This is a genomic window from Acinetobacter sp. GXMZU3951 (genome assembly GCF_054457875.1).
This window is the reverse complement of sequence record NZ_JBTLFO010000002.1, coordinates 402994-423114: the sequence shown is the minus strand read 5'-3', so window position 1 is coordinate 423114 and position 20121 is coordinate 402994. Positions and strand designations below refer to the sequence as shown.

Sequence of the window (20121 nt, the reverse complement as noted above, 5' to 3'; positions counted from 1 at the left end):
AACAGCCATTACAATGTAATGACAAACCAAATCAACCCTCAAAAAAAGGACTCTTTATGAGTCCTTTAATCTATATATAGCAGGCTATTTTGAGGTCAACCGCTGTAATGCATTAAACAAAACGAATCGGTTTAAATTCAGGTTCATTTTTGTGATGGTCATCATCACATTGTTCGCCTTCCTCTTTGGTACCGCGGTCAATATAACCACTACGCTCTGTTTCAGGTAAATTTTTCATTTCCCATGCGTACACGGCTTGCATGCAAATTTCACGCTGTTCTTTGGTTAATACAACACCATTCGGCCACTTACCAATTTCAACCGCAGTCTTTAAACGAGCCACAATATCAGGATCGAGTACAGCCAGCATTTGTTCAATATTCATAAATTAATCCTGTTGTTGCAGTGAATCAAAATCTCGGTTCCAGCCCAGTTTGGTTCGGCATGACATATAGAAGTCATAACCAGGCGGATGTAATAGATTTAATTTAAAGGGATGCTTACGGATATGCAAACTATCCCCGACATTGAGTGAAACACTATGTTGCCCATCAGCACTGACCATTGGCAATACGCGGTTTTCACGAATCAAAATTTTGATTTCACTGTGTCCACCCACCACAATTGGACGCGAAGATAATGTATGTGGATGCATAGGTACCAGTGAAATCGCATCCATACTCGGATGCACAATCGGCCCACCACCAGATAAGGCATAAGCTGTCGACCCTGTCGGGGTAGAAACAATCAAACCATCACTGTGTTGGCGATACACATATTGACCATCAATGTTCAGCTCAAAGTCAATCATATGCACCGATTTACCCGAATGCAGGACCACATCATTTAAGGCGATGGCATCATGTATCGTCTCACCTTTAGAGCGTATTTCCATTTCCAGCAAAAAACGTCGGTCTTGCTGGAACTCACCTTGTAAAACCTGATCAAGCTTAAAGATCACTTCAGTCGGTTTGATATCGGTCAGAAAGCCTAAACGACCACGGTTCACCCCAATCACGGGTGTGTTATATTTCACCAAAGAGCGCGCGGCATGTAATAAAGAACCATCACCACCCACCACAATCACCAAATCGACAACCTCACCCAGTAAAGCTCGACTCACCGTTTGCGTATTTTTATAAGGAACAAGCTGGGCTGTTTCTGCATCAAAAACAGGATGTAAACCTATGCTCATTAGATGATCGTGAATCAGGCTTAACGTTTCAACAACAGAAAATTTGTCTGGTCGACCAATTAATCCAATATTCCGAAAAGACTTGTGTGAAAGTTGCACCTATGTGATCGCTCCGCTTGGATTCGGACATATCATAGCATTAACCCGAATGAAATAAAAAACCTTAAAAATAACCTTGTTAGCCTATTCATTTATATGGCTTTTCGCTTCTGTGACAGATTTATTATTGCAAATTCACAAAAAGCTTCGCATGATTAGCAAAATTTATCAGGATCTTATCACCTTTTATGAAGTTTGAACGTGGCATAGGATTATTCGCACTTATTTTCTCCATATTGGTTATTGGTATTTTTCTAGCATTTAGTTTTTACCTCATCCGTCTAGACAATATCGTGAGAGAAAAGTTTGAAGGGAAGCGCTGGGATATTCCTGCGAAAGTTTTCGCTCGCCCACTAGAAATTTATACCAATGCACCGATCAGCCAGACCGACTTTAATCAAGAATTAAAGCTGCTCGGCTATAAAAGTGCAGACAGCTATGCGAAATCTGGGAGTTACGTCAGCTCAGGTGATACTTTATATGTGCATACCCGCGGTTTTGACTTTGGTGATAGTGCTGAACCTGAACAAGTGCTTAAAGTCAGTTTTGCAAATGACCAAATTAGCGAAGTCAGTGCCACTAAACCTTCCTCTACAGGAATTGCCCGTCTAGAACCGTTATTGATTGGTGGTATTTACCCGCAGCACAATGAAGACCGCGTCCTGATTAAATTATCCAATGTACCGAAACCCTTAATTGAAGCGTTAATTGCGACCGAAGACCGTAACTTCTATAAGCATCATGGTATTTCGGTACGTGGTACAGCGCGTGCTGTGGTCAGTAATATCACCGGTGGTAAACGTCAAGGTGGTTCAACCTTGACTCAACAGTTGGTAAAAAACTTCTATTTAAGCCCAGAACGGACATTAAAGCGTAAGGTCAATGAGGCCTTAATGGCATTATTGGTCGAACTTCACTACGACAAAGATGAAATTCTTGAAGCCTATTTAAATGAAGTGAATTTAGGACAAAACGGTAACTATTCAATTAATGGTTATGGTCTAGCTTCACAGTTCTATTTCGGCTTGCCTTTACGCGAACTCAATATTTCACAACAAGCCTATTTAGTCGGCTTGGTTCAGGGGCCATCTTTATTCAATCCGTGGCGCAATCCTGAAGGTGCAAAAAAGCGCCGCGATATTGTGTTAAATAATATGTTGGTGATGGGTTATTTAACTCAAGAACAATATGATCGTGAAATTGCACGCCCATTAAATGTTTTAGCCAAGCCAACCTTAGGCCCAGCCCGCTTCCCAGATTTTCTGGATATTGTGCGTCGTCAGTTACGCACAGAATACCAAGAGTCTGATTTAACCAATCAAGGTCTGAAGATTTTCACCACACTTGATCCTGTGGCGCAAACCAATATTCAAACTGCCTTTAAAGATTCAGTTGCACGCTTAGCCAATAACAATCCTAAGCGCCTTAAAGATTTACAAGGCGCTGTACTGGTTTCACATCCAGAAAATGGTGAACTGGTTGCCGCTGTCGGCTCAACTCAAGACTTTACCGGCTTTAACCGTGCCTTAGATGCCAAACGTCAAGTCGGCTCTCTGTTAAAACCTGTCATTTATTTAAGCGCCATTGAATCAGGTCGCTATAACTGGGCTAGCCCAGTAGAAGATAGCTACATTAGCGTACCGAGTGACGGAAAATCTTGGACACCTAAAAACTATAGTGGTGGTGAACATGGGGTTGTACCGATGGTACAAGCGCTGTCGAACTCTTATAACTTGGCGGCTGTTCGCTTAGGACAAGAATTTGGCGTGTCTTCATTTAGCAATCATCTGAAAAAGTTTGGTGTAACCTCGAATATTCCATCTTACCCTTCCATTTTCTTAGGTGCGGTAGACATGTCGCCAATGGAAGTCATGAGTATTTACGGTAACTTTGCCACGGGTGGTTTTAAGTATCCGATTAAATCGATTCGCTCGGTGGTAGATTCAAACGGTCGAGTATTAGAACGCTATAGCTTAACCGTGCAACAAACCATTGATCCTGCCGCGGCCTATATTGTGAATTACGGTTTGCAACAAGTCATGAATTCCGGAACGGGGCGTTCTGCTTATCAGACTCTGCCAAGCTCTTTGAAGCTCGCAGGCAAATCTGGTACAACCAACGACACGCGTGACTCATGGTTTGCGGGCTATTCAGGCAATTATCTTAGTGTGGTATGGCTCGGGCTTGATGACAATAAAGTTACAGGACTGACTGGTTCGTCGGGCGCTTTACCTGTGTGGACCAACGTCATGAGTCAATTACGTCAAAAACCAGTCAATTTACGTCAAACCGACAATGTGCAATGGCAATGGATCGATAGTGGCTCAGGCAACTTATCGGCTCAGGGGTGTGAAGGTGCATTGTATATACCATTATTAAGGAGTGCTGTACCACGTCGTGCTACAGCATGCGGCTTTCCTCACTACCAAGTGGAACCAGTTTACACACCTGATACGGAAATGAATCAGAACCAACCGAATCAACCCGATAGTATGGACAACTATATCCGCGAGAGTGAAGATGACATGCAGCAAGACCTGAATGAGAATTCTGGGCGTGTGATTTCGAGCGGTAGTTTTGCCAACTAAGGATGCCTCATTTGTTATGCTAAGACCCTTATTTTTTTCTCTTTCCGTGATGACTTTGGCGGCTTGCCAAAGTCTTCCGACCCCTTCTACATCTGCCCCTGAACCAGAAAAGAACACAGCAGAAAAAAGTACTTCATCAGGGGTAGTGATTACCCCTTATGAACAGCCTGAAATAAAGCGGCAAAGCATGCAGGTGGTCATCCCTGAGCAAAAGTCAAAGCAGAAGTTTGAAGATGGGCGACTGTTACCTGCCTTTAAAAGCCTGATGCAACAAACCCAAGAAGCCTATAAACAAGGTCGATGGAACGATGCAGAAGCCGCAGCTATACGTGCACAACGTTTAGCACCACAGTCAGCGGAGACTTTCTTATTTCTGGCTTTGGTGGCTAATCAGAAAAATCAGCCTGCAAATGCAGAAGCCTTAGCTCGACGTGGACTAAGCTATGCGCAAACCCAACCGATGAAAAAACAACTCTGGTTGGCAATTGCCAAAGCAGGACAAAAACAAAACAACAGTAAAACCGTGCAACAAGCGCAACAGGCACTGAAATCACTTTAGTGCCCGCGCCTGATTGAATCGGGTTTAACAAATGTTGTCTAAATAAAGCGAATCCCTGCAATACCATAGGCATGGTGCGATTGTGCCTCCTGTAAGGCTTCTGCACGCATTCCTCCCAACGCAAATACAGGAATATCCACCTGCTGCGCGTATTCTTTAAAGCGAGTCCATCCTAATGGACTGACCTCAGGATGCGTCGCTGTTGCTAAAACAGGGCTAAGAAAAATGGCATCACAACCAATCTTCTGTGCATGCTGCATCGCAACCAAATCATGACAAGCCGCAATAAAACGTACCCCGACTGGTAGTTCGCCCGATTTTAATGCCATCAACTGATGTTGTTTTAAATGTACTGCAGCCAGCCTTTTTTGTAGCGGCTGCGTTAATTGCTGCCAAGCTTGCCAATTAATAATCAAATTCGCTGCCAGCTCTGCGGGTAATTGTTCTAATTTTTCCAAATCTGCCGCTTGATGCTCAACACGCCAATACATGAGCTGCTGGGGCTTCAACTGTTGCAATTCGGCTAAATGCTCTGAAATTTTAATCTGATTAGGCCAATACAGGCGTTGTAGGATCGCAAAATTCGCTTTGGGAAAATTCAAATTTAACAACTCAGATCTGCTGTACCAAGTCCAAGGCTGCTGTATTTCATTTAATAAGGCTTCAGGTACGGCTGCATGGAATAAATGTAAATTAACCACCACATCATCATACTCATGACAAATCACATCGAATGCATGCCAATCATTTAGCCCCACTCCCACCTCTTCAAATACTTCACGGCGACAAGCCTCTAAGGGTGTTTCATTCTGTTCCACCTTACCGCCTGGGAATTCATGTTTATTGCCCTGATGTTGAGTTGCACTCCGCCAACCCACTAACACTTTAGCTTGATGAAATAGCAAAGCAATTGCGACATGAATATTGGGCTTAGACATAGCGAGTTCCGTTACTTGAAAGTGTTATAAGTGTAAGTAAATTTAGTTTTTTTATAAATCCTTAAAAATCCCGTTGACAGATCTATTCGATAATGATTATCATTTAAATCACTCAAGAATACACCACGGAGTCAACAACAATGAATGCCCCATTTAGCTTATTTACCCGTAATACCGAATCAGCACATGCACTACCGATGTTGCACTCCAATAACCTTTTTGCGCTTGGGCGTGAAATTCGCATCATGCATGCAGGCGAAGAATATCGCCTTCGTTTAACTCGAAATAATCGACTTATTCTCACGAAATAAAAATCAAAACAAACCAATAACAATAAACGTGGGAACCAGCAGTATGTCAGCGCGTACTGCTTTTTTAACTGGCTAATAAAACAAATAATCTAATTAAGCGACAGCAGCAGCCTGAAACACCAATTCAACTTTTAATCCACCATGCTCGGAAGCTGAAAAATGCAGTTCGGCCTGATGCAATTGCATAATTTTTTTGCAAATAGATAAACCCAAACCTGATCCCGTGGTTTTCGTGCCCAATACGCGATAAAAGCGCTCCCCTAAATGGGCAATCATACTTTCCGTCAAACCTTCTCCTTCATTTTCTATTGTGCAAAACACCTTTTGCGCTGTCGCACATATTTTCAGGTCAATCCTGCCCTGCGGCGGACTATAACGGATGGCATTATCCAAAAGATTACGTAAACAGGTTGCCAGTAATTCTGGGTTTGCCTTAATCCAACTCGCTTGCAACTGAGTATGCAGCTGTACCTGCTTTTCAAGGCTAAATATCTCAAGACTCTGCCATACTTCAGCCAGCAACGCACTCAGATCAATATGCGCGGATTGCAAGTCGGCTGTTTCGGTCGGATCCAAACGTGCCAAAAGCAGCAGATTTTCTACCACCTGGGTTCCGCGACTGACATCTTGCTGAATGTGCTGCAACTCTTGGGTAAACTGTGGCTGATCTCGATATTTACGCTGTAAGAGTTGTAGACGTAACTGAATCGCTGACAATGGGGAACGTAATTCATGTGAAGCATCCGCAGTGAAACGTTGTTCGGCTTCTAAAGATTGTTGCAGATGCTGGAGTAAATGATTCAGTTGCAAAATGATGGGTTGCAATTCGGTCAGGCCCGGCTCGGGTTGGAATATTGGAGATAAATCTTGAGCACTTTTGGCTGAGATGTTTTGCGAGAGTGTTTGAATGACTTGGAATTGCCGCTTAATCGCCCAAGATGCAAACAGCCACTGTAAAAGCCACAACCCCAATAACAGCGCGGCATACAGCACAAAACTGGCCAAGACTTCTTCAAATCGGACTTTCAACGGCTGATAAACCATCACCTGCATACCAGTATCTGGATGAATACTTTGATAACTCCGCCAAGGCTGCTGATGCGACCACACATAGCCAAAATGTTCATCTCCTGCAGCGAATGCAAGCTGGTGATCGTCTATCTCAAAATGTTCAGACTGCAGGATAATATGTTGCTGCTGCCTCAGTTGATATTGTAAATCAAACTCCTCACTGAGCTGGCTAATCTGCGACTTGAGATCAGGTTGATGCTCGGGCGCAATCAGAGCATCAGCGATTTCATCCATAATGTCATCTTGTACCTGCATGTTTTGATAGATGGAGATACCGACCAGTAAAATAAAAGCAATAATCCCTGCTGCAACCGAACTCAGTACAGCAATTTTAACCAAGGTCTTTTGCAAGGAAATTTGCTTGCTCACGATTTAATTTTCCTGATTCATACGATAGCCCAACCCGCGCACAGTTTTAATCAAGCTTGAGCCAATTTTCTTACGTAATTGATAGATAAACACTTCGATGGCATTACTCTCAATTTCTTCCCCCCAAGCATACAGAGACTCTTCCAACTGTTCTCGGGTGACTAAATGCTCGGGCTTTTGCATCAATTTATATAAAATCTGAAATTCTTTTGCAGTGAGATGAATCACTTGCCCATTTTGATGTAGGACTTTGGCTTGCGGATCCAATTGTAAATTAGCAAAAGACAAATACTGCCCGGCAGCTGGTTGCTGCTGAAGTCGTAACTGTGCCCGCACGCGTGCAGAGAGTTCCTCCAAGCTAAACGGCTTGACCAAATAATCATTGGCACCCAAGTCTAGCCCTTCAACGCGATCCCGAATACTGTCTCGTGCGGTAATAAAAATTACAGGCGTACCTTGCTGCAAAGCTCTAATATTTTTAAGAATGTCATCACCAGAGGCTTGCGGTAAGCCGCGATCGAGCAATATACAATCATAATGTTGCTGTGAAGCGGCATGAATGGCATAGTCGCCCCGATCGACCCAATCTACGCTATAGCCATCCATTTCTAGCCATGCTTTAATGCTTTCGGCTTGAGAACCATCATCTTCCGCTAATAATATACGCATGAGCGCTTCGCCTCGAATACACATTCAGCTTATGTCAATGTTGCTAAAAGACAAAGGCCTCATGCAAAGCATGTGGCACTTAATAGACAATCGATTAAAAACTCACCTGATCAACATCAATTTCAACACGTTTCGCTGGACGATAATCAATATCCACCTCACCGGTGAGCGTGACAGGGGTAGTGGCTGAAACTGGCTGACCACGCCATAATTCGTCATCAATCTCGACGGTCATCGTACCAGTCGCATCACGGAACTGATACTTCTCTTGCCCCAAAGCCTTCACCACATGACCTTTAATTTGAACTGGCGTTTCATCTTTTAAGTTCATGGCTTGTTTAACCGTGGTTGCCGCTGGACGGATTGCTTGCTGATTCACTGCCACATTATTGGCAACCGCCATTGTGGTTAAGCCACCAAGTAATACCGTTAACATGGTCATTTTAGAAAATTGTTTCATGACTTTGCCCTCATTAATATGACTGAATTTGGTTAAAGCAATTAAAACAAATCAACATGAGTGGAATCTTAAGATGATCAACGACAGTTTCTTTCAACTAAAATAAGATGACCACTCCTACATGTCTTTCAAATGGGGTTGAAGCTGTTAAATCCAACCCCTTAATACCCGCATATTAATTTAATGGCACGACTCTAAGCACTTCTTCTAATGTCGTTAGCCCAGCAATCACTTTACGTGCACCCGCGATGCGGAGAGGCTCAATGCCTTCTTTTTTCGCCTGTTGTCGTAATTCAGTCAAGTTGGCATTAGCGCCAATCAATTGCTTGGTTTCCAAACTCAAGGGCATAAACTCATAAATCCCGACACGTCCTTTATAACCGGTATGTCGACAAGCTTCGCAGCCCACTGCACTATAGACTTTTGCTGGCATTTCCATAATGTAATCAAAGGTCAGGTGCTGCCATTCATTTTCATTAATATGGTTTTCTTGCTTACAATGTGGGCAAAGCTTCCGTACCAGACGCTGCGCCAATACACCTAAAATTGTGGCTGCCGTTAAAAATGGCTGGACACCTAAATCATGCAAACGGGTTAGACTTGAAGGTGCATCATTGGTATGTAGGGTCGAAAGAACCAAGTGACCTGTTAATGCCGCCTGAATGGCCATGTTTGCAGTATCATGGTCACGGATTTCCCCCACCATAATAATATCGGGATCTTGACGCATTAAAGCCCGTACCCCATCGGCAAAACCTAAATCAATTGCGGCATTCACCTGCATTTGGTTAAAACTTGGCTCTAACATTTCAATCGGGTCTTCAATGGTACAGACATTAACCTGATCAGTCGCCAGTTGCTTCATGGAAGAATATAAGGTCGTGGTTTTACCCGAACCCGTGGGTCCCGTGACTAAAATAATGCCATGACTATGTGCAGTCAGGGTTTGCCAGTCACTTTGTAAACTGCCTTCGAAGCCCAATTGCTCAAAACTACGCACCAAAACTTCCGGATCAAAAATACGCATCACCAACTTTTCACCAAAAGCTGTTGGTAGCGTCGATAAGCGCAATTCTGTTTCTTGCCCTTTTGGCGTACGGGTTTTCAGTCGCCCATCCTGAGGTTTACGCTTTTCGGCTACATTCATCCGCCCCAAAATCTTAATCCGAGAAATGACAGCCGTGAGGGTGTTGGCAGGCATGTTATAAATGGTGTGCAGTACGCCATCAATACGGAACCGTACTTTGCCAGTATCTTTACGTGGCTCCATATGAATGTCACTGGCACTTTGTTCAAATGCAAACTGCAAAATCCAGTCCACCAGTTTCACAATATGCTGATCATTTGCATCTGGATTCTGGGTATCTCCCAGTTGTAATAAGGCTTCTACCCCTTTATTTTCACGATCATAAGCGCTTGACTTCAGCGAGTTTGAAACTGCTCGACTGACCTGATAATACTCAATCAGATAACGCTGGAGCTGATCAGGACTGAGCAATACCCGCTGGATTTTCTTCGGCAATAAACTGCGTTCTAAGTTTCCGACCCATTCGGTTTTGTAGGGCTGATCCGTCGCAATTAAAACTTCATCGGCTTTCACTTCAACAGCAAGAATTCGGTTACGAAAAGCAAACTCCTGCGACATGACATTGGTCAGTGCTGCAACATCGGCTTTTAGTGGATCAATGACATATAAGGTCAGACTAGATTTATCCGCAAGCCACTGCATTAAACGATTGAGTGAGAGTGTAGTCTGAGGATAGAGTTGATCTTTTAAATTAAAATTGGCAATCCACTGCAAAGGATGCCACTTTAGCTGCTCGCGTTGTCGATGTGTGGTTTGAACTAATAACTTTTCCCGCTCATCAATACGCCCATCTTTTAATAACTGCTCTAAACACCAAGTGGTATCAATTTCAAAATTAAAATTCATTGTTCTAAGCCTCAATTTCTAGCGACACTATAACAGACTTTATTTTGTTGGTGTTTATAGGCTTAAAAGGGAAATATAGGGTTTCAGTGCTTGATCATTCAATTGATAAATAAGCAATATTCAGTTTTATATTTCACAGTTTTTAAAACGCGATGTAATATAAATATTATCCCGAAGTTAAATATGCATCATCAGAAAAACAAAACAGGGTTTAGATATAAAAAATAGCGGATTAATTGATAAGGTTTTTAAAATATGCTGCCAAATCCAATTTTTAACCTCACTGTACAACAAGCATCCTTCCAAGAGTTGCTCACCATTATGGCGGCAGCTTTAGGCTGCGGGTTATTAGTGGGATTAGAGCGAGAACGCAGCAAACACCGGGATAATCCCAATAGTTTTGCAGGCGTGCGTTCATTTGCAATTTGTGCATTAATGGGGGCGCTGTGTTTTTCATTCGGAATTGCGATCGGGCTGATTGGTGCCGTCATTATTGGTGGGATTACTATTTTTTCACTCCGTTACCAAGTGGATGATTTTGGGGTCACCACAGAATTGGCTTTTGTCATGACTTATTTTATTGGCGCATTATGTTTATGGCACCCGCCCTTTGCCGCAGGTTTATCAGTCATTCTGACCATTATTCTCATGATGAAACATTCGATTCATGGCATAGCCAGTCAGTGGATTACCGAAAATGAATTTCGTGATGGCTTATTTTTACTGGCCTTAATCTTAGTGGCCCTACCCCTAACCCCCAATATCCCGCTCTGGGGAACGGTACTTAATCCTCATATTATTCTTAAGCTATTAGCATTAATTCTTGCAGTTCAAGCACTTGCCCATATTGCCAAACGGCTACTTTCATCAAGAAATGCCCTAATTTTATCCGCACTCGCTTCTGGTTTTGTGTCCAGTACCGCCACCATTGCCAGTTTGGGCATGGAAGTACGAGCAGGGCGTGCCGAGCCTATACCGAATGCTGGTGCAGCATTATTGTCCTGTGTAGCCACCTTGCTACAAATCTTACTGATTGTTGCAGGTATCAGCCTCAGCTGGTTCAAAATTATTATTCTGCCTGCTTGTGCCGCCATGACAGTATTGGTCCTTTGGGCACTCTGGCTCATGCGTAAAACGAAACCCTCTGCCCCGATTGAAAAACCGGATGGACGAATGTTCAGCCTCAAAGAAGCCGCGATTATTGCAATGACCTTAACGCTGATACAGGCGGCCATATATGGGCTGAGTTTACTTTTGGGCAAAGCTGGTTTGATTATGGGCACCCTATTGGCATCCCTGTTTGAAATTCATGCTGCGATGGCGGCAATTGTGGTGCAAGGTGGTCCTGAAAATAACACTTTAATTTTTGCACTCATTATAGGTATGGCAGCACATGCCATCGCAAAATCAGTCAATGCTGCACTCACAGGTGGCCATCAATATGCTTTAGCTTTTGCACCTGCGCAAATCTTACACATGTTGGTTTTTATCGGTTTATTATGGTGGATGATGTATTAATAACGGTATATATACGCAATAACAGATATCTAGACAATCATTATATAACTCATAATGTGAATGATTTTAATCTAGATTAAAAAATAATGTGTACATTCACCGCATAATCTAGTAAACCTCATTAATATTTATAAGCATGACATTAATCACACTAAACAGAAAATTATTTGTGATTAATTTCGCTCTACATACAATTAAGAATTAAGAATCATTTAAAATGATGCTTGAACTCAATCTCTATATAAGTGCAAAAGGTTCGTGGAATGAACGACATTGGTTTTAAAAGTTTTCATGATGCAGGACAAGCCGTATTACAATTTTTATATCAGCGGTTTGGTTTTGGTCTGTGGATGATTACCCGTGTCGAAGGTGATGACTGGATCATCTTGCAAACTGAAAATAATGGCTATGACATACAAGTGGGACAAGTCTTTCACTGGACAGACTCTTTTTGTTCGCAAATGGTGCTTGGTAAAGGCCCTAAAATTGCTCCGATTGCAGAAGACATCCCCGCTTATAGCCAAGCCCCGATTGCCCAGCAACTCAATATCAAAGCCTATATTGGCCAAGCGCTAACCAAAGAAGATGGCAGCCTATTTGGGACTTTGTGTGCCATTGACCCTGAGCCAAAATCTGAAAGTCTTAAAGCAGAACAAAGCTTAATCGAATTACTCGGTGATTTACTCAGCCAAATTTTACAGACTGAACTGCGTGAAATTGAGCAAACCCGAAAAAATGAAAGGCTGCAAGCCGAAGCATTACGTGATCCTCTGACAGGCTTATATAACCGTCGCGCCTGGGATCAGTTTGTGCTTGCAGAAGAAGAACGTTGCCAACTTTATGGACACCATGCCACGGTGTTTATGCTCGATTTAAATGATTTGAAATTTATGAATGATGTACACGGGCATGCAGCAGGCGATAAATTAATTTGTAATACTGCCAAGGTATTGGCTGATAGTTGTCGAAGTACCGATATTATCGCCCGCCTTGGTGGAGATGAGTTTGCCATTTTAACCGTAGAAAATGACTTAGAAGCCTCTGAAACTCATCTACAACGTATTATTGCAAATTTAAAGGCCAAACAAATTAGTGCTGCAATTGGTTTTGCGCTACGTGATCCAAGTGATGGCATTATTGCCGCCTGTCTCGAAGCCGATAAAAATATGTATCAAGACAAACTCATGCGCGTATGAACGCGATTACACCACTGCTAAAGCAATCACTTCTAGCGTGTGTGCCTGAATCACAAAGCTGACATCCAATTCGGCAAACTTCATTTTATAAATCCGCTCACTGTCTTCTTGATAGGCAGGACGCGGATCTAAGGACAACACCTGCTCCAACTCATGCAAACACTCTGGTGTGAGCTGACCACATTGCAACATTGTTTGTTTCTCACGATCCGCCTGCACTGACCAAAGCACCTGCATGCGCTGTGGCTCTTGTTGGGCATAACCACTCTGGGCGGTTTGCAGAGCATCGGAGTACTGGATATACGGCTTGATATCTAGAATCGGCGTTCCGTTTAATAGGTCGCTTCCAGTCACATACACCCTTACCGACTTGCCCTCTTTTTTTACTGCACTTAATTGAACCACCGACAAACCTATTGGCGCAGGTCGATACATGCTCCGTGTCGCAAAGACCCCTATTTTCTTATTACCACCTAAACGCGGTGGTCTAACTTGAGCACGGAATTTTCCATGATTTTGCGCATTTTTATTGTCATGGAACTGCCAAATTAACCAGAGATGACTAAATTCCTCAATTCCTTCAAATGCTGCCAGATCATTATAGGGGGCTTGCATTTCAATATAAGATTGAACCTGAACCAAGTTGGGTTGCCGCGGAATTCCAAACTTTTCCTGATACGGCGAGTGCATAATTCCAATAATGGGTAGGTGAATTTCAGACATAATCACTTTTTCTGATAAGTTCAATTAAATATATTCAGTTTATCGAGAATGATTTTAGATTAGAATAGCAAGCTGTTCTAATTTGATAATTTATTGAGACCTTTCATGGCTGCTTTTAACGTCGAAAAGATTACTCACGTACACCACTGGAATGACACACTGTTCAGTTTTAAGACGACGCGTGATACCGCATTACGTTTTAAAAATGGTCAATTTGTGATGATTGGTCTTGAAGTCAATGGTAAGCCACTGATGCGTGCTTACTCTATTGCAAGTGCAAATTATGAAGAAGAACTTGAGTTTTTCTCAATTAAAGTTCCAGACGGCCCATTAACATCTATTTTACAAAAAGTTAAAGTGGGTGATGAACTTCTTGTTTCTAGAAAACCGACAGGTACTTTAGTCCTAGATGACCTAAACCCTGGCAAAAACTTGTACTTGCTTTCTTCGGGTACCGGCCTTGCTCCATTTTTGGCAACAATTCGTGACCCAGAAACTTACGAACGCTTTGAAAAAGTGATTGTGGTTCATGGTACTCGTTTCATTTCAGAATTGGCTTACCAAGATCTTATTCTCAATGAATTACCAAACAATGAATTCTTTGAAGAGTTGGGTATTAAAGACAAGTTGGTGTACTACCCAACTGTGACTCGTGAAGAATATCCAAACCAAGGTCGCGTAACTACAGCGATTGAATCTGGTGAGATTTTTGAAAAAATCGGCTTACCACGCTTCAACCCAGAAACAGACCGCGCAATGCTTTGTGGTAGCCCTGCATTCTTGAAAGATGTAGCTGATCTACTTGACCAACATGGTTTAAAAGAATCTCCACGTATGGGCGAGTTAGGCGATTACGTGATTGAACGTGCTTTTGTTGAAAAATAATCAACAATGCCATTTAAAACCGAGGAATTTCCTCGGTTTTTTTTATTTTTCAGTTATTTAATTTTTATTAAATTTGATCAAATAATAAACACAAGAACAACTTTTTGTCATAAAATACGACGAAGCGTCTTAAAAGTGTTGTTTCAATCAACAAAAATACTTATAATCCCACTCACAAACAGACAGGTCTGTCTAGTTTGAAAGTGCGTTTTTTTTGAGCTGATGTTATTTATAATCAATCCAGAGGGTACTTTATAATAATTATAATAAATAACATAAGAGGGAGAATCAAAGCTCCTCAAAACATTAATATTTTAGACAGCTTCTGCTCGGTGCTGGCTAAAATATTAATATCAGGGAACTATCAGCGAAGCGTGAATATCTTATGGTATTCACGCTTTTTTATTTCTCGATGCTATGCACCCAATCTGCATATTTATTTTGCATAGAACGCTTAAACCGCCATCAGCTCCAATTGAATCAATTGATTGACACGTTTCCAGTATTCATCAATTTTGACTGAGTTTTTGTCCATCTGTGCCTGAATGGTCATACCATCTAAAATACTTGCTAGCAATGTTGCCAACTGTAGTGATTGCTGAATACCCAGCTTTTCCAAAGCAAAACGAATACGCTCGGTTAACCACTCTTTATATTCCATTGCAGGCTGCATGGTGGAAGGATAAACCTTAGAAACTTCTTCGACTGCTTTTTGAAACATACAACCATTAAAATCTTCCATATGAAACCATGCGTGGTACCAATAAAAGATTGTTTTAATATGATCTAAATATTCCTCAGCTGGACACTGAGCTATTGCTGCATCTAAAGATTCTTGTAAATTCATATTTCTACGGTGTAAGCACTCTTCAATGAGTTTCGCCTTGGACGGAAAATATTTGTAGAATGTCATTTTAGCGACACCCGACTCGCTGATAATTCGATCAATTCCAATCGAGTTATAACTATAAGAATTGAAAAGATGAAGTGCAGTACTAATAATGTCGTCTTTTTTTGACATGCTATTTACCTACCAAACTTATCTTTAAACAGAAATGGACCACAATGGAATAAAAAAGGGGCATCTTTTTTAAGTAATGAAACTGATGAGCAACATTATATCATTATTTGAATCTGATGCTTAAACTCATGCGTAAAGTTTCGTATGTCACTATTATATAATAATAATTCCTTAAATGTGAAGCAGCGCTTCTAAATCTTTATAGCGTATTTATTCTTTTTTTAATATGATTAAATTTATTGAAAATCTGACTTCTCACTCATGAGTACACTTGCTTTTACCCAATCAGAAAATGCACGATTGGAGGCTTTAAATTTTTTACAGCAGTCGGTTAATCAAGCACGATGGTCTCATCACGTCCAGCAAGTCAGTATGTTGAAACAGCAGAGTCTTCAACACCCCTTATTTTCCCAACCCATCTTAAAACGATTACAACAACAGTCCCTCTCTCTCGAGCAACTTAAATTAATTCATGTCAATTATTTTGCCGCGATTGTTAAAGTGTTTACCGATGCATTGAGCATGCTGATTTATCAGGCTTGTCAACTTGAGCAACATCCGAATATACATGCACACCAGCGCGTACAGGCCAAAGCTTATGCACGCTATCTCTTGTCACTGAACTTAATTGATGAATTGGGCTTTAACACCTATCAGTTACATTTAAGCTCACCCAGTAAATCGCACTTGGTCTATTTCATCGACTTACTGCAAGCACTCGAGATCAATCCCCATGCCGAACACATCGTGTGTCCAGAGGCGATTGAACTTAATCAATTTATTCAGTCACATCTCGATTCTTATAATCATCTGCTGATTTTGCTGGCCTGTGCAGAATTACAAGTCATTACCTACAGTGAAGCCCTGAAAATTAATCTTGAGAAATATGATCCGCGCTTTGCACAAGGGTATTATGCTTGTCATGGTGTTGTCGATCATTCTGACCGATTGGCAAATGACAATAACCACGAAGATGACATCTGGGCGCTGTTAATGCAAAGCTTTCAACCAGAGCAACAAGCGGAATACCAAGCTTTGGTGCAGACTTATCTTGATCTTTGGGCCAAGTTCTGGAGCAAAATGAACGCAATGACTCACGCAATGGAATAGGAATAAATTTACGTATTAGGCTACTTTTTATAATATTTCCGTCATTACAATAAATATTCCATCAATGCCATGACCTATACAAACTTAAAATTTGCAGATTTTCTCCAGCCTCGCCCCAAACCTACGGGACTCGATGTGCAATGTAAATTACAACATTTCGCACTCGTTACCTATGCCCTAGACCCTGAGCGATTCAACGCTATTATTCCTGAGCGCTTTAAGCTAGATACCATTCAGTATCAGGGTAAAGAACAGGCCTTAATGTCTGTCGTTCCGTTCATTGATGTTGATTTTACTTCTGCGGTTTACCCCTTTCCAAAATTTCGCATGGGACAAACCAACTACCGTGTCTATGTGATTGATCAGCAAACCCAACAACGTTGTGTCTGGTTTTTAGGAACCAGTTTGGATTCTTGGACTCTAATCGTGCCGCGTTATTTATGGCAACTGCCTTGGCATGCTGCGTCATTTCATTTTGATTGCCAGCAAGATTCGCAAGGTTTGTACACGCAATACCATATGACCACCCACTCCGCTTGGGCCAGCGCTGAACTACAACTGACACAGTCTGCTTCAGAACCTTGGCAGTATGCAGGTTTCCCTGATTTAGAAAGCTATTTGGTCTATTTAACTCACCCTTTAATCGGATTTTATCACCGTCGAGATGGACAGTTAGGTACCTATCGGGTTTGGCATGATCGACTACGGCCTCAACCTGCGCAATTGCTACATGCGAAATTTGATCTGTTGCAACGTTTAAATCTGGTGTCGTATGAAGATCAGTTAAACCCCTATAGTGTACTGATTGAACCAATGAATGAGTTTACGATTTATCTTCCTCCTCAAGTGATTCGTGCATAAAAAAGAGAGCCTATAAGGCTCTATTTTTTATTATAATTCTTCGAGGCGATTCATCAGTCGATCCCTTTGCCTTTCTCGTAAAGCATGTTTCACAACACGATATCCGCCTGTTAATCCTAACAACGCCATAATCAAGGCCACAATTAAATCGGGGAATAAGCTCCCTGTTCCAAAGACGCCAATCGCTGCAAAAATTACGGCAATATTACCAATCGCATCATTACGGCTGCATAACCAGACCGACTGCATATTGGCATCCCCATCTCTGAAGGCATACAGGATCACTGCCGCAATCACATTCGCAACCAAGGCCAATACCCCAATTACCCCCATGGTGATTGCTTCAGGTGGAATCCCCTGCAAATAACCATAGCCTGCTTTCACAATCACCACGATACCAAAAATCGCCATGGTCAAACCTTTAAGCAAGGCAACAGTGGCACGCCAGTATAAACTCGCCCCCAATACCGCCAAGGAAATCGCGTAATTGACTGCATCGCCAAAAAAATCCAGTGAATCGGCCCAAAGTGCCGATGAATGCGCATAGGCACCGCCGATTAATTCAACCAGAAACATGATGAGATTAATGACCAAAGCAATCCATAAGGCGGTTCTAAATTTACTATTCTGTTTAACTGGTGCGGGTTCATGACTACAGCTACAAGCCATTTCCATACTCCTCATTCTGTATTATGCTTATTTAAAACTATGGACTCGCTCTAAGGTCAAGCCATGCAGCATTATTTAATCCATCAGCTCGCCAAAAAAACTCAGTTGCCGGTAGATACCGTGCGCTTTTATGAAAAAAAACAGCTCATCACAGCGAGCTTTCGTGCCGAAAATAATTATAAATATTATGATGAAGCAACCTTAAAACGCCTGCAATTTATTAAACAGTGTCGCGCCTTAGATATGTCTTTGGCAGAGATTCAACAACTGATCGAATTGATTAAACACCCGCAACAAGGTTGCCAAATTGTTGATCAAATGATCGAACAGCACATCCAGCAGGTTGAAAAGCAGATTGCTGAATTGATCTCATTTCAAAGCCAGTTACAGGAACTACGTCAATCCTGTTCTAGCAATACCACCATTGATCACTGTCAAATTCTAAAAAATCTTGGATTATCAGAATAAAACCGACCAATTTACTAGGTTGAAACCTTTTTTTATATCCATACAATAAAGCCATATTACTTGTATGCCTTTATTCTGTCATGAGCATTCACCACGTTACCGAACTTCTTTCTCCTGCTGGTTCTTTAAAAAACATGCGTTACGCCTTTGCCTATGGTGCAGATGCGGTCTATGCGGGGCAACCGCGTTATAGCTTACGTGTCCGTAACAATGAGTTTGATCATGACAATCTCGCCATTGGCATTCAAGAAGCACATGCTTTAGGTAAAAAGTTCTATGTGGTGGTGAATATTCAACCGCACAACAGCAAGCTGAAAAACTTTATTCGTGACTTAGAGCCGGTCATTGCCATGCAACCCGATGCCTTGATTATGTCTGATCCTGGCTTAATTATGATGGTGCGTGAGCAATTCCCTGACATGCCAGTGCACCTTTCCGTACAAGCCAATGCCGTCAACTGGGCAACGGTAAAATTCTGGAAAAATATGGGACTGACACGCGTGATTTTATCGCGTGAACTGTCACTGGAAGAAATTGAAGAAATTAAAAACAACGTGCCTGACATGGAAATTGAAGTCTTTGTGCATGGCGCATTATGTATGGCGTATTCGGGTCGTTGCTTGCTTTCAGGCTATATGAATAAACGTGATGCCAACCAAGGCGCCTGCACCAATGCCTGTCGCTGGGATTATAAACTGCATCCAGCACAAGAAAATGAAACGGGTGATGTAATTCCCGTCCATCAAGTACAAGAAACTCCATGCTGCAACAGCGATGCTGATGAACAGCATGCACTGGCACAAAATCAATGTTCTGAACCTGTTTTATTACAGCGTAACGAAGAAGACATGTTCGCGGCTGAAGAAGATGAACATGGCACCTATTTCATGAACTCGAAAGATTTGCGCGCAGTTCAGCACGTCGAGCGATTAACGCAAATGGGCATTCATTCCCTCAAGATTGAAGGTCGTACCAAATCATATTTCTATTGTGCGCGTACCGCACAAATTTATCGCAAGGCGATTGATGATGCTATTGCAGGCAAACCGTTTGATCCATCTCTGATGCTACAGCTGGAAGGACTGGCCAACCGCGGTTATACCGAAGGTTTTTTACGTCGCCATGTGCATAGCGAATACCAAAATTATGAAACAGGTTCTTCACGTTTTGACCATCAACAATTCTGCGGTGAAGTGTTAGAACGTCATGGTGACTACATCAAAATTGATGTGAAAAACCGTTTTGTGGTGGGTGATACACTGGAACTGATGACCCCAAAAGGCAATATTCAGTTTGTCCTGAGCGAAATTTTAGATAAAAAAGGCAACGCTATTCCTGATGCCAAAGGTTCAGGACATATTGTCGATATTCCTGTTCCAGCAGATCTTGATATGCAATATGCCCTACTGATTCGTAATTTGCCGAATTCGGAAGTGGATATTACTGCTTCATCACTGGCATATGTCGCAGGTTAAGCT

Annotated in this window: 20 protein-coding genes; 10 read left to right on the top strand and 10 right to left on the bottom strand. The window is 42.0% G+C overall.

Annotated features, from left to right (window positions below; all coding sequences use genetic code 11):
- Window positions 1-112 precede the first annotated feature (112 nt).
- Together ACX17N_RS05125 and ACX17N_RS05120 are read right to left on the bottom strand one after the other, a co-directional pair.
- Window positions 113-385 carry a YeaC family protein gene (locus ACX17N_RS05125; protein WP_458891479.1) on the bottom strand — a complete coding sequence of 91 codons (273 nt, stop codon included), beginning with the start codon at window positions 383-385 and terminating at the stop codon, window positions 113-115.
- 3 nt (window positions 386-388) lie between these two features.
- Window positions 389-1294, bottom strand: coding sequence for an NAD(+) kinase (locus tag ACX17N_RS05120; RefSeq protein WP_458891478.1), 906 nt, complete (start codon window positions 1292-1294; stop codon window positions 389-391).
- A 188-nt stretch (window positions 1295-1482) separates the two neighbouring features.
- On the opposite strand from ACX17N_RS05120, the gene mrcB reads away from it, so the two are divergent.
- Together mrcB and ACX17N_RS05110 are read left to right on the top strand one after the other, a co-directional pair.
- Window positions 1483-3882, top strand: a complete 2400-nt coding sequence (gene mrcB / locus ACX17N_RS05115) for a penicillin-binding protein 1B (RefSeq protein WP_458891477.1) — start codon at window positions 1483-1485, stop codon at window positions 3880-3882.
- 16 nt (window positions 3883-3898) lie between these two features.
- Window positions 3899-4441, top strand: a complete 543-nt coding sequence (locus ACX17N_RS05110; RefSeq protein WP_458891476.1) for a tetratricopeptide repeat protein — start codon at window positions 3899-3901, stop codon at window positions 4439-4441.
- Between the two features lie 38 nt (window positions 4442-4479).
- Here the strand turns inward: ACX17N_RS05110 and ACX17N_RS05105 are convergent, their stop codons facing one another.
- A complete protein-coding gene (locus ACX17N_RS05105) occupies window positions 4480-5379 on the bottom strand; it encodes a thiamine phosphate synthase (protein ID WP_458891475.1) in 900 nt (299 codons plus the stop codon).
- Between the two features lie 140 nt (window positions 5380-5519).
- Between ACX17N_RS05105 and hemP the strand changes: the two genes are divergently transcribed.
- Entirely contained in the window at window positions 5520-5690 is a 171-nt protein-coding gene (gene hemP, locus ACX17N_RS05100; protein WP_100241596.1) for a hemin uptake protein HemP, read from the top strand.
- Window positions 5691-5783: 93 nt separating this feature from the next.
- On the opposite strand, the gene ACX17N_RS05095 is transcribed toward hemP, so the two are convergent.
- From ACX17N_RS05095 to ACX17N_RS05080, 4 genes are all read right to left on the bottom strand, one after another.
- A complete protein-coding gene (locus ACX17N_RS05095) occupies window positions 5784-7130 on the bottom strand; it encodes a sensor histidine kinase (protein ID WP_458891474.1) in 1347 nt (448 codons plus the stop codon).
- Between the two features lie 3 nt (window positions 7131-7133).
- Complete coding sequence (locus ACX17N_RS05090) at window positions 7134-7799, bottom strand: response regulator transcription factor (protein WP_458891473.1); 666 nt, start codon at window positions 7797-7799, stop codon at window positions 7134-7136.
- A 94-nt stretch (window positions 7800-7893) separates the two neighbouring features.
- Window positions 7894-8259 (bottom strand): NirD/YgiW/YdeI family stress tolerance protein, encoded by a 366-nt coding sequence (locus ACX17N_RS05085; RefSeq protein WP_458891472.1) that lies wholly within the window; start codon window positions 8257-8259, stop codon window positions 7894-7896.
- 175 nt (window positions 8260-8434) lie between these two features.
- Window positions 8435-10192 carry a GspE/PulE family protein gene (locus ACX17N_RS05080; protein WP_458891471.1) on the bottom strand — a complete coding sequence of 586 codons (1758 nt, stop codon included), beginning with the start codon at window positions 10190-10192 and terminating at the stop codon, window positions 8435-8437.
- Window positions 10193-10447: 255 nt separating this feature from the next.
- Here ACX17N_RS05080 and ACX17N_RS05075 point away from each other — a divergent pair, with 255 nt between their 5' ends.
- The gene (locus tag ACX17N_RS05075; protein ID WP_458891470.1) at window positions 10448-11710 is read left to right on the top strand and encodes an MgtC/SapB family protein; all 1263 of its coding nucleotides are present in this window, start codon (window positions 10448-10450) and stop codon (window positions 11708-11710) included.
- Window positions 11711-11973: 263 nt separating this feature from the next.
- Window positions 11974-12906: a sensor domain-containing diguanylate cyclase gene (locus ACX17N_RS05070; protein WP_458891469.1), complete on the top strand. Its 933-nt coding sequence runs from the start codon at window positions 11974-11976 to the stop codon at window positions 12904-12906.
- Between the two features lie 6 nt (window positions 12907-12912).
- On the opposite strand, the gene tsaA is transcribed toward ACX17N_RS05070, so the two are convergent.
- Window positions 12913-13629 (bottom strand): tRNA (N6-threonylcarbamoyladenosine(37)-N6)-methyltransferase TrmO, encoded by a 717-nt coding sequence (gene tsaA, locus ACX17N_RS05065; protein WP_458891468.1) that lies wholly within the window; start codon window positions 13627-13629, stop codon window positions 12913-12915.
- Window positions 13630-13734: 105 nt separating this feature from the next.
- Here tsaA and ACX17N_RS05060 point away from each other — a divergent pair, with 105 nt between their 5' ends.
- Window positions 13735-14514, top strand: coding sequence for a ferredoxin--NADP reductase (locus ACX17N_RS05060; RefSeq protein ID WP_458891467.1), 780 nt, complete (start codon window positions 13735-13737; stop codon window positions 14512-14514).
- Between the two features lie 454 nt (window positions 14515-14968).
- Here the strand turns inward: ACX17N_RS05060 and ACX17N_RS05055 are convergent, their stop codons facing one another.
- On the bottom strand, window positions 14969-15535 hold the full coding sequence (locus ACX17N_RS05055; protein ID WP_458891466.1) for a TetR/AcrR family transcriptional regulator: 567 nt from the start codon (window positions 15533-15535) through the stop codon (window positions 14969-14971).
- A gap of 261 nt (window positions 15536-15796) precedes the next feature.
- Here ACX17N_RS05055 and ACX17N_RS05050 point away from each other — a divergent pair, with 261 nt between their 5' ends.
- Window positions 15797-16645, top strand: coding sequence for a hypothetical protein (locus tag ACX17N_RS05050; protein ID WP_458891465.1), 849 nt, complete (start codon window positions 15797-15799; stop codon window positions 16643-16645).
- 69 nt (window positions 16646-16714) lie between these two features.
- Entirely contained in the window at window positions 16715-17506 is a 792-nt protein-coding gene (locus ACX17N_RS05045) for a DUF2071 domain-containing protein (protein WP_458891464.1), read from the top strand.
- Between the two features lie 30 nt (window positions 17507-17536).
- On the opposite strand, the gene ACX17N_RS05040 is transcribed toward ACX17N_RS05045, so the two are convergent.
- On the bottom strand, window positions 17537-18175 hold the full coding sequence (locus ACX17N_RS05040; protein ID WP_458891463.1) for a cation transporter: 639 nt from the start codon (window positions 18173-18175) through the stop codon (window positions 17537-17539).
- Between the two features lie 63 nt (window positions 18176-18238).
- On the opposite strand from ACX17N_RS05040, the gene ACX17N_RS05035 reads away from it, so the two are divergent.
- A complete protein-coding gene (locus ACX17N_RS05035) occupies window positions 18239-18643 on the top strand; it encodes a MerR family DNA-binding protein (protein WP_458891462.1) in 405 nt (134 codons plus the stop codon).
- Window positions 18644-18723: 80 nt separating this feature from the next.
- Window positions 18724-20118, top strand: a complete 1395-nt coding sequence (gene trhP, locus ACX17N_RS05030) for a prephenate-dependent tRNA uridine(34) hydroxylase TrhP (protein ID WP_458891461.1) — start codon at window positions 18724-18726, stop codon at window positions 20116-20118.
- Window positions 20119-20121: the final 3 nt, after the last annotated feature.